8 protein-coding genes are annotated in these 9,522 nt (G+C 61.9%); 3 read left to right on the forward strand and 5 right to left on the reverse strand.

Annotated elements, in window-relative coordinates; genetic code table 11:
* Nucleotides 1-135 precede the first annotated feature (135 nt).
* The 4 genes from NKH78_RS30275 to NKH78_RS30290 all read right to left on the reverse strand — a co-directional run bounded on the left by NKH78_RS30275 (nucleotide 136) and on the right by NKH78_RS30290 (nucleotide 4,695).
* Nucleotides 136-1,671 carry a DHA2 family efflux MFS transporter permease subunit gene (locus tag NKH78_RS30275; protein WP_352741007.1) on the reverse strand — a complete coding sequence of 512 codons (1,536 nt, stop codon included), beginning with the start codon at nucleotides 1,669-1,671 and terminating at the stop codon, nucleotides 136-138.
* Between the two features lie 304 nt (nucleotides 1,672-1,975).
* The gene (locus NKH78_RS30280) at nucleotides 1,976-3,154 is read right to left on the reverse strand and encodes an HlyD family secretion protein (protein ID WP_352741009.1); all 1,179 of its coding nucleotides are present in this window, start codon (nucleotides 3,152-3,154) and stop codon (nucleotides 1,976-1,978) included.
* The gene (locus NKH78_RS30285; RefSeq protein WP_352703393.1) at nucleotides 3,151-3,630 is read right to left on the reverse strand and encodes a MarR family winged helix-turn-helix transcriptional regulator; all 480 of its coding nucleotides are present in this window, start codon (nucleotides 3,628-3,630) and stop codon (nucleotides 3,151-3,153) included. The genes NKH78_RS30280 and NKH78_RS30285 overlap by 4 nt, the downstream gene beginning before the upstream one ends.
* Before the next feature lie 156 nt (nucleotides 3,631-3,786).
* Nucleotides 3,787-4,695 carry a LysR substrate-binding domain-containing protein gene (locus NKH78_RS30290; protein ID WP_352884949.1) on the reverse strand — a complete coding sequence of 303 codons (909 nt, stop codon included), beginning with the start codon at nucleotides 4,693-4,695 and terminating at the stop codon, nucleotides 3,787-3,789.
* Between the two features lie 144 nt (nucleotides 4,696-4,839).
* On the opposite strand from NKH78_RS30290, the gene NKH78_RS30295 reads away from it, so the two are divergent.
* A complete protein-coding gene (locus NKH78_RS30295; RefSeq protein ID WP_352884950.1) occupies nucleotides 4,840-6,228 on the forward strand; it encodes an FAD-binding oxidoreductase in 1,389 nt (462 codons plus the stop codon).
* A 40-nt stretch (nucleotides 6,229-6,268) separates the two neighbouring features.
* On the opposite strand, the gene NKH78_RS30300 is transcribed toward NKH78_RS30295, so the two are convergent.
* The gene (locus NKH78_RS30300) at nucleotides 6,269-7,204 is read right to left on the reverse strand and encodes a bifunctional helix-turn-helix transcriptional regulator/GNAT family N-acetyltransferase (protein ID WP_352703374.1); all 936 of its coding nucleotides are present in this window, start codon (nucleotides 7,202-7,204) and stop codon (nucleotides 6,269-6,271) included.
* A 218-nt stretch (nucleotides 7,205-7,422) separates the two neighbouring features.
* Between NKH78_RS30300 and groES the strand changes: the two genes are divergently transcribed.
* Together groES and groL are read left to right on the forward strand one after the other, a co-directional pair.
* Nucleotides 7,423-7,719 carry a co-chaperone GroES gene (gene groES / locus NKH78_RS30305; protein ID WP_006203049.1) on the forward strand — a complete coding sequence of 99 codons (297 nt, stop codon included), beginning with the start codon at nucleotides 7,423-7,425 and terminating at the stop codon, nucleotides 7,717-7,719.
* A 62-nt stretch (nucleotides 7,720-7,781) separates the two neighbouring features.
* Nucleotides 7,782-9,437: a chaperonin GroEL gene (gene groL, locus NKH78_RS30310; protein ID WP_352884951.1), complete on the forward strand. Its 1,656-nt coding sequence runs from the start codon at nucleotides 7,782-7,784 to the stop codon at nucleotides 9,435-9,437.
* Nucleotides 9,438-9,522 lie beyond the last annotated feature (85 nt).

Raw genomic sequence — 9,522 nt, forward strand, 5'->3', positions numbered from 1 at the left:
GGCTCGCCTTCAACCCAAAAGCGAGTGCATATTGGTCCGGATATACTAATGGCAGGTGAACCTGGCTTAACGCCACGCGACCGGGACAGCCAACGGAAGCCTCGTGCCGGTCGCGGTTGCCGTAAGCCCTGAGGCTTAGTCCATATGGGCGGCAGGCGCCCCACCGGCGGGCGGCGCGGCCTTTGGCTTGCGCAGCAGGAAAACAAACGGAATGGCAAGCAGCGTCATCATCATCAGCAGCTTGAAGTCATTGACGTAGGAGATCATCATCGCCTGGACATTGACCATGCGATCCATCAGCGACAGCGCCGTCGGATCGCCGCCCGCCGCTGCCGGCGATGCCGCCCAGAGGTTGGGATTGAACGGATTGATGTAGGCCGAAAGCTCGGCATGGTTGATCTGCGTGTTGCGTACCAGCAGAACCGTCACCACCGACACGCCGATCGACGAGCCAAGGTTGCGCACCAGGCTGAACAACGCCGTGGCATCGGTGCGGAAGCGTGCGTCGAGCGTGGCGAAGGCTACAGTCGACAGCGGCACGAACACCATGCCCATTCCCAGGCCCTGGATGACGCCGGAACTGAGGATCAGCCAGTCGTCCATGTGCGGCGAGAAGCTGGACATCGTGTAGAGCGACTGCGCGGTCAGCAGGAAGCCGATGACGACGAGGATCCTGGCATCGATCCTGTGCATGATCCGCCCGACGAACAGCATCGCGATCATCGTGCCGACACCGCGCGGTCCCAGGACAATGCCGATGGTGAGGGTCGGATAGCCGAAGATGGTCGACAGCATTGGCGGCAGCAGCGACATGCTCGCCAAGATGAGCACGCCCATGACAAAGATGAACGCCAGCCCGGTGACGAAATTGCGATCGAGGAAGATCTTCGGGTCGATAAAGGGGTGCTCGGCCGTCAGTGTATGAATGGTGAACACCCAGAAGCCGGTGATGGAAAGACCGAGCTCGATCCATATCTCGATCGAGGAAAACCAGTCGACCTCGCCGCCGCGATCGAGCATCAGCTGCAGCGCGCCGACACCGAGCGAGAGCATGGTGAAGCCGAAGAAATCGAAGCTGCGCACCCGCCGGGCGACGCTGGGAAGATACGCCGCCATGCCGAGGAAGGCGATGATGCCGACCGGCAGGTTGATGAAGAACACCCAGCGCCAGTTGAAGTTCTCGGTCAGCCAGCCACCCAGCGTCGGGCCAAGGATCGGTCCCAGCATGATGCCGGCGCCCCAGATGGCCATGGCTTGGCCGTGGCGTTCCCTAGGGTTGATGTCGAGCAGGAAGGTTTGCGACAGCGGCACGATGGCGGCGCCGAACACGCCTTGCATGAGCCGGAACAAAACGATGGTCTCCAGGCTCCAGGCGATGCCGCACAGCATGGAGAAGACGGTGAAGCCTACCACGGCCGTCAGGAACAGCTCCTTGCGACCGAAGCGGTCGGCCAGCCAGCCGGTCACCGGCGTCATGATCGCCGCGGCAACGATGTAGGAGGTCAGCACCCAGTTGATGTTGTCGGGGGAGGCGCCGAGATCGCCGGTCATGGTCGGCAGCGCAACGTTGGCGATCGTCGTGTCGAGCGCCTGCATGATCGTCGCAAGCATGAGCGCGACTGTGATCAGGCCGCGGTGCGGTACTTCGCGAAAGGGTTCTGGGCTGCTCATGACGTAAAACTTCCAGCAGGTAACAAAAACGTGTACATTAGGTTTCCGGACGGCGAGGCCCTCGCCGTAGAGAGACCCTCATCGCGGTGGGACGCGAGCATCGATGTGGGGGTTACATCAACTGAGCGTCTCGACAAGCGGGCGCCCGCCGCCCGGAAACCTGAGGACCGAAGATCCTGCGCGGAGTTGTCTGCTCAGGCAGGCTACAGCGCAGTCCGTTTACGCATTCAACTTTTCCTGCGCCTTCTTCGGACCAATCCTGCATCCATCTCACTGTTTGCTATGCGGCCGCTGTTCGGCCTCCTTACTTGGCCTGGCCTGCCGTGGCGCCGCGGAAAATGCTCGGCAGCCCGCGGGAAACGCCGGTGTCCACCGTGACCGTCGCGCTCATGCCGGTGCGCAGCGCCGTCTTGGCGTCGGCATCGGCCAATTCCAGGCGGACCGGAATGCGCTGCGTGACCTTGACCCAGTTGCCGGTGGCGTTCTGCGCAGGCAGCAGCGAGAACTCGGCCCCGGTGCCGGCGCCGATCGCCTTGACGGTGGCTTCGAAGGTCTTGCCCGGATAGGTATCGACTACGATTTCGGCCTTCTGGCCTGGCTTCATGTTGGTGAGCTGGGTTTCCTTGAAATTGGCGTCGACCCAGGTGTCGCCGGTCTCGACCAGCGAAAACAGCGGCGTGCCCGAACCGACATACTGGCCGACCTTGAACGAAGCGGCCTGGCTGATGATGCCGTCGGCAGGCGCCTTGACCTTGGTCTGGACCAGATCGTAGGCCGCCTTGTCGCGTGCGGCGAGCGCCGCCATTACTGTCGGATGCTTGTCGGTTTCGATGTCGGGATTGCCGCCAAGTGCCGCCTTGGCGCTGACGATCCCCTGCTGGGCTACGGCCAGCTGCTGCTTGGCCTTGTCGAGGTCGTTCTTGGCTTCGTCCAGCGACGACTTGGCGTTGATGCCCTTCTGGGCAAGGTCGGCGGCGCGGTCATATTGCGACTGCGCGTACTGGACCTGGCTTTCGTCAGACTTCCCCTGCGCCAGCGCCTGGCTGTAGGCCGCACGCAGCTGCTCGACATTGAGCCGCGCACCGGCCACCGCCGCGTCGGCCTGGGCCAACGCGATCCGATAGGGCTCGGGGTCGATGGCGAACAACACGTCGCCCTGCTTGACAGACTGGTTGTCGAAAATGTCGACCTGAACGATGCGGCCCGCCGTATCGGCGGCTATCGACACCTTGGCCTGCTGCAGATTGGCGTTCTCGGTCTCCTGATAGCGGCCGCCGGTCACCCAGACATAGCTGCCGGCGGCGATCAACGCAGCGGGCAGCACAACCATCAAAAGGAAGCGGCCGACACGGCGCTTCTTCTTCGGCACCACCGGCGCCGGAGCTACCTGCGGAGCGACCGTTACCGGAGCTGCCGCCGGCTTCGCGGGAGCTTCCATCTCCAGCTTGGCCGCATTCTCATCTAGTTTGGCTACCGCGTTCATGTTGCTGCGCCTTCCGTATTCTTCACTTTTTCCGAGGGCGGCGTCTCACCATCTGCAAGATTCTGCACCATTATCTCCAGCGCCTTGACCAGGACGCGGCGATCTTCCGGCGAAACGCCGACGAGCGATTCCTCATAGACCTCGCCGGCAAGGCTCTTGACGTGGGCGTAGGCCGCGTTCGCCTTGGCGGTCGGGAAAATCATGCGCACTCGCCTGTCGGTTGCGTCGGGACGGCGCTCGATCCAGCCGCCCTCCTCCATTCGATCGACAAGACGCGAGACGCTGATCGGCTCGATTTCGAGAAGCTCGGCAAGCCGCGCCTGCGCGACACCCGCCTCCTTGGCGACACGTACCAGAAGCCGCCATTGCGCCGAAGAAAGGCCGAAACCACTGGCGCGCGCCTCGAAGCGCTTGCGCATCAGGCGCTGCACGTCGTGGATCAAAAAGCCCAATCTGTCGATGCCGTCGGAAACCATGAGCGACATATATAATAAGCGTGCTCATAATTCAAGGAGCCCGATTGTGCCAGAGGGTGACAAATGTGCATTGCAGTCAGTGCAGGGCGATAGTGGTTAGCGATTTATTACGCCGGGCGCTTGTGACGAGCATGCGGAAGATCGGCGTTCAGATGCTCAGACTATCGATCTCATCCAGGCGGAAAAGGCTTCGACATGCGCTTGTCGGGGGTGATTGGCTACGCCGGCAAGGTAATAGCCATAGCCTGGCAGAGAGAGATCATGTGCCTTGACCAGCCTGCCAGCCTCGAGTTCGCCACTGACGACCACATCGCTGCAGATAGCGATGCCTTGGCCTGCCGCTACCGCGTCAATCGCGTGCAGCTCTTCGCGGAAACTCAAGTCCCATGCCCGGTTCGCATTGGGGATGCTGGGATCGATCGAGCGTGCGATCGCCAGCCATCGCTGCCAGGTCGGCGCTTCCGGGTCGCGGTTCGTCCAATTGAAATGGATGAGCGGGTATTGCCGCAGATCGGCGGCGCGCTCGATCTGTCGGTCGCCTCCTGCGAACAGATCCGGGCTGCATACCGGAAAGAATGCGTCCCGAAAAATTTCCTGCGCGGGAACGTCCCGCGGCATCCTGCGCGCATAGCGGATCGCAACGTCGGCGTCACCGGCTTGCAGGTCCAGAACGGCGTCTGTCCCGATGATCTCCAATGGAATGTTCGGATGCTGTTCGCGCCACTTCGACAGGCGCGGAACAAGCCATCGGCTGGCAAATGCATTTGGGCTCGTCACGCGCAACGGGCGTTGGCCAACACCGGCCGAGGCTGATGCGATTGCCGCAGCGAAAGCGTCGAAGCCGCTGCAAATTACCGGGAATAGCCGTTCGCCCACGCCTGTGAGCACGAGCGGTCGTGGGCGCCGCCGGAACAGCAGTTGCCCACAGACCTCCTCCAGCAATCGAATCTGGTGGCTGATGGCCGTCGGCGTCACTCCGAGTTCCGTCGCGGCCTTCCTGAAGCTCATCAGCCTGGCAGCGGCTTCGAAGGCGCGAAGCGATCCGAGCGGCGGAAGTTTTCTCATCCACGCAGTTTAGATGAATTTAGCTCATCCAGCGACTGAGATATTCGATTTTGCAGCGAATGGCGCCGCATGAGATCATTGTGGTCCGGCGCATGTCGGTGAACGAAAGCGGCCTGTCCAACCGTGCCGGATCACGAAGGGTCGATGAGCATGTTCAAGCTTATGGACGGTTCCGAGCCGACGTTGCAGGCGCCGGACATCGCTCGGCTCAGGCAGGCGATTCGCGGCGATCTGATCCTTCGGGACGACCCTGGCTATGACCAGGCGCGCAGAGTTTGGAATGGCATGGTCGATAAGAGGCCGGCGGCTGTGTTCTATTGCGCCGAATCCAGCGATGTCGTCACGGCGGTCAACTTCGCCCGATCGCAAGGCTTCCTCGTCGCCGTCCGCGCCGGTGGCCATAACGTCGCCGGCAGTTCGGTATGCGACGGCGGCGTGGTGATCGATGTGTCCCGCATGAAGCGGATCGAAGTCGACCCGATCCGCCGTGTTGCGCGCGCAGAAGCCGGCTTGAACCTGGGCGAGTTCGACGCAGCCACTCAGGTCCATGGTCTTGCGACGACCATGGGTGTCAACGCGGATACCGGCATAGCCGGACTGACACTCGGCGGGGGGTTCGGCAAGCTTGGCCGCAAACATGGACTGAGCTGCGACAACCTTGTCGCTGTCGAAATCGTGACGGCGGACGGCCGGTTGCTCACGGCAAACGCGGCCGAATATGCAGATTTGTTCTGGGGCATCCGGGGCGGCGGTGGCAATTTCGGAATAGTCACGACCTTCGAATACAAGCTCCATCCCGTGGGTCCGCTCCTCATCGCGGGATCGATGCTATACCGCTACGAAGAGGCACGCGATGCGATGCGGTTCTATCATGCATTCTCGAGCGGCGCCCCGGATGAGCTGAGCCTGGATGCAGCACTTGTGACGGCGCCCTCGGGCGAACGCTTCTTCAGCATATCGGCGTGCTGCATCGGCCCACTCGACGAGGGCCAGCAAATCATTCAACCTCTGAGAGAATATGGCACGCCGGTTGAGTGCCAGATTGCTCCTGTCCCCTATGTTCAAATCCAATCGGCCGGGGATAGCCTCTTTCCGCGCGGGCGGCGCTACTACTGGAAGGCGCAGTTCATGCGCGAAATCGCAGATCAGGCGATCGATGCCATGCTTGCGGCTTACATGACCGCACCCCGCGAGTCGCTTCTGGTCCTGCAGCAGGTTGGCGGCGCCATCTCGCGAGTACCGATGGATGAAACGCCCTATGCCAACCGAGATGCTCTTTACGATTGTTTCCCGATATCGATCTGGGACAATCCGTCTGACGACGAAACGCACATCCGATGGGCGCGTGACCTGTGGGATGCAATGAGACCGTTCTCGACCGGCGGCGTCTACGCCAACAATCTCGGCGAAGAGGGCATTGATCGGGTTCTGGCGGCTTACCGCGAGAATTATCCGAGGCTGGCCGCGCTAAAAAACAAGTATGACCCCACCAATCTCTTTCGCTTGAACCAAAACATTAAGCCCGCGACCTGAGCGACCGCCGCAGGCCGATGCTCGAAATTCTGCGGCGCTGCTATAACTCCAAATTCCAGTTCTGGCCGACCAGATCCTTGCCGAAGGAATGGTGGCGCTCCTCGTCGGTCAGCTTGAACCCGGCCGCCTCGTAGATGCGGCGCGCCGAGGTGAGGACGTCGTTGGTCCACAGCGTCAGTGTTCTGTAACCCTTGGTTCGAGCAAAGCCGATGCATTCCTCGACCAACCGCCTGCCGATGCCGAGACCGCGCGCCGAAGGCTCGACATAGAGCAGGCGCAACTTCGCCACCGCGTCCGACTGGCGCACGACGAAGACCGAGCCGACGACCTCCCCTTCCCGCTCGGCGATCCAGCTGCGTTCCCATTTCGGATCAAAGGATTTGACGAAGGCACCGAGAATTTCGGCGACCAGCGCTTCATAGGTTTCGTCCCAGCCATATTCCTGCGCGTAGAGCAGGCCCTGGCGATGGATGATCCAGCCGATGTCGCCGACTTGCAGAGACCGCAGCATATAGGGAACTTTGGGCTCGGCACTTCCGCCCAGCAGACGCTGCACCGTCTGCATGGCCCTGACCAGCCTGTCCTGTTCGGCAGCCGAAAGCCGTTCGAGCAAAGCCGCGACCTGTTCGTGCGAACCCTGGTTCAGCGGCGCGAAGGCCTGCCGCCCGGCCTTGGTCAGCGCGATCGACGAGCGCCGCGCATCCGCCTCGATCGTGGCACGCTCGACCAGATCACGCTCCTCGAACTTCTTCAGCAGCCGGCTGAGATAACCGGCATCGAGGCCGAGATCGCGCGCAAGCTCGGTGGCGGTCAGGCCATCGCGATGCGCCAGCTCATAGAGCACCCGGGCTTCGGTCAGCGAGAAGTCGCTTTTCAGCAGCCCTTCGTCGAGCAGCCCGATCTGGCGGGTGTAGAAGCGGTTGAAGGCCCGCACCGCGTCGATCCGCTCCTTGCCTGGGTGATGATGAATGGTCATGGCATCCTCCTGTCCGGCAAGATCAGCCATTTAGTTGACTTAGTCAAGTATCCGTTTGAAGCAATTGTCCTGAGGATGCTCACCGGATGCCTTGACTCGCGCGAGTTGCCAGCCTATTTCAGCGCCACGTTAGCACTCCCCCAAGATGAGTGCTAACCACATGTCCGGCGCCGCCGGACGGAGGAACTGTTCTCACCATTCTCATCGAGGAATAAAAAATGGCAAAGTCGAAGTTCCGCCCGCTTCATGACCGCGTGGTCGTTCGTCGGGTCGAATCCGAATCCAAGACCGCGGGCGGGATCATCATCCCCGATACGGCTAAGGAAAAGCCGCAGGAAGGCGAGATCATCGCCGTCGGTTCCGGCGCCCGCGACGAGGCCGGCAAGCTCGTCCCGCTGGACGTCAAGGCCGGCGACCGCATCCTGTTCGGCAAGTGGTCGGGCACCGAAGTCAAGCTCAATGGCGAAGACCTTCTGATCATGAAGGAATCCGACATTATGGGCATCATCGGCTGAATATCGGCCTCACCCTCATTTAAATCTTCGGGCTTAATCCAAGCCCCTGCCAGGAGCTAAAAATGGCTGCCAAAGACGTAAAATTCTCCCGCGACGCTCGTGAGCGCATGCTGCGCGGCGTCAACATCCTCGCCGACGCGGTGAAGGTCACGCTCGGTCCCAAGGGCCGCAACGTCGTCATCGACAAGTCGTTCGGCGCACCGCGCATCACCAAGGACGGCGTCACCGTCGCCAAGGAAATCGAGCTTGAAGACAAGTTCGAGAACATGGGCGCGCAGATGGTCCGCGAAGTTGCTTCGAAGACCAACGACATCGCCGGCGACGGCACCACGACCGCGACCGTTCTGGCGCAGTCGATCGTCCAGGAAGGCCACAAGGCGGTTGCCGCCGGCATGAACCCGATGGACCTCAAGCGCGGCATCGACCTCGCCGTCGCCGACGTCGTCGCGACGCTGATCAAGAACGCCAAGAAGATCAAGACCTCGGAAGAGGTTGCCCAGGTCGGCACCATCGCCGGCAATGGCGATGCTTCGGTCGGTTCGATGATCGCTGAAGCGATGCAGAAGGTCGGCAATGAGGGCGTCATTACCGTCGAGGAGGCCAAGACCGCCGAGACCGAGCTCGAAGTCGTCGAAGGCATGCAGTTCGACCGCGGCTATCTCTCGCCCTACTTCGTCACCAATGCCGAAAAGATGGTTGCGGATCTGGAAGACGCCTACATCCTCCTCCACGAGAAGAAGCTCTCCAACCTGCAGGCCATGCTGCCGATCCTCGAGGCTGTCGTGCAGACCTCGAAGCCGCTGGTCATCATCTCCGAAGACGTCGAAGGTGAGGCCCTTGCCACGCTGGTCGTCAACAAGCTGCGTGGCGGCCTGAAGATCGCTGCCGTCAAGGCGCCGGGCTTCGGTGATCGCCGCAAGGCCATGCTGGAAGACATCGCCATTCTCACCGGTGGCCAGGTCATCTCCGAAGACCTCGGCATCAAGCTCGAGAATGTCGGCCTCAACATGCTCGGCCGCGCCAAGAAGGTGTCGATCTCCAAGGAGAACACCACCATCGTCGACGGCGCCGGCAAGAAGGAAGAAATCCAGGGCCGCGTCGCCCAGATCAAGCAGCAGATCGAGGAGACCACCTCGGACTACGACAAGGAGAAGCTGCAGGAACGTCTCGCCAAGCTGGCGGGCGGCGTTGCCGTCATCCGCGTCGGCGGTGCGACCGAAGTGGAAGTCAAGGAAAAGAAGGACCGCGTCGATGACGCCCTCAACGCGACCCGTGCCGCCGTCGAAGAAGGCATCGTTCCCGGCGGCGGCGTCGCACTGCTGCGCGCCTCGCTGACCATCAAGGCAACCGGTGCCAACTCCGACCAGACCGCGGGCATCGCTATCGTGCGTCGCGCGCTGCAGGCTCCGGCCCGCCAGATCGCGTCCAACGCCGGTGCGGAAGCATCGATCGTTGCCGGCAAGATCCTCGAGAACAAGGGCGCGACGTTCGGCTACAACGCCCAGACCGGCGAATATGGCGACATGATCGCCATGGGTATCGTCGATCCGGTCAAGGTTGTGCGCACGGCTCTGCAGGACGCGGCCTCGGTCGCCGGCCTGCTGGTCACCACCGAAGCCATGATCGCGGAGGCTCCGAAGAAGGAGTCGGCTGGCGGCGGCATGCCTGGCGGCATGGGCGGCGGCGGCATGGGCGGCATGGGCGGCATGGACTTCTAAGAAGTCCATAAAGCACGCCCATGAACTCACGTTGCTCAAGCCCGCAAGCGGGCTTGAGTGGCGGCATGGACTTCTAAGAAGTCCA

It is taken from the genome of Mesorhizobium sp. M0910 (genome assembly GCF_040319465.1).
Classification (GTDB): Bacteria; Pseudomonadota; Alphaproteobacteria; order Rhizobiales; family Rhizobiaceae; genus Mesorhizobium.

What these genes read in the sequence shown, in the direction of transcription:
- groES (WP_006203049.1), top strand. Translation starts at nt 7,423, where the DNA reads ATGGCAAAGTCGAAGTTCCGCCCGCTTCATGACCGCGTGGTCGTTCGT.
- NKH78_RS30295 (WP_352884950.1), top strand. Translation starts at nt 4,840, where the DNA reads ATGAGCATGTTCAAGCTTATGGACGGTTCCGAGCCGACGTTGCAGGCG.
- NKH78_RS30300 (WP_352703374.1), bottom strand. Translation starts at nt 7,204, where the DNA reads ATGACCATTCATCATCACCCAGGCAAGGAGCGGATCGACGCGGTGCGG.
- groL (WP_352884951.1), top strand. Translation starts at nt 7,782, where the DNA reads ATGGCTGCCAAAGACGTAAAATTCTCCCGCGACGCTCGTGAGCGCATG.
- NKH78_RS30285 (WP_352703393.1), bottom strand. Translation starts at nt 3,630, where the DNA reads ATGGTTTCCGACGGCATCGACAGATTGGGCTTTTTGATCCACGACGTG.
- NKH78_RS30275 (WP_352741007.1), bottom strand. Translation starts at nt 1,671, where the DNA reads ATGAGCAGCCCAGAACCCTTTCGCGAAGTACCGCACCGCGGCCTGATC.
- NKH78_RS30290 (WP_352884949.1), bottom strand. Translation starts at nt 4,695, where the DNA reads ATGAGAAAACTTCCGCCGCTCGGATCGCTTCGCGCCTTCGAAGCCGCT.
- NKH78_RS30280 (WP_352741009.1), bottom strand. Translation starts at nt 3,154, where the DNA reads ATGAACGCGGTAGCCAAACTAGATGAGAATGCGGCCAAGCTGGAGATG.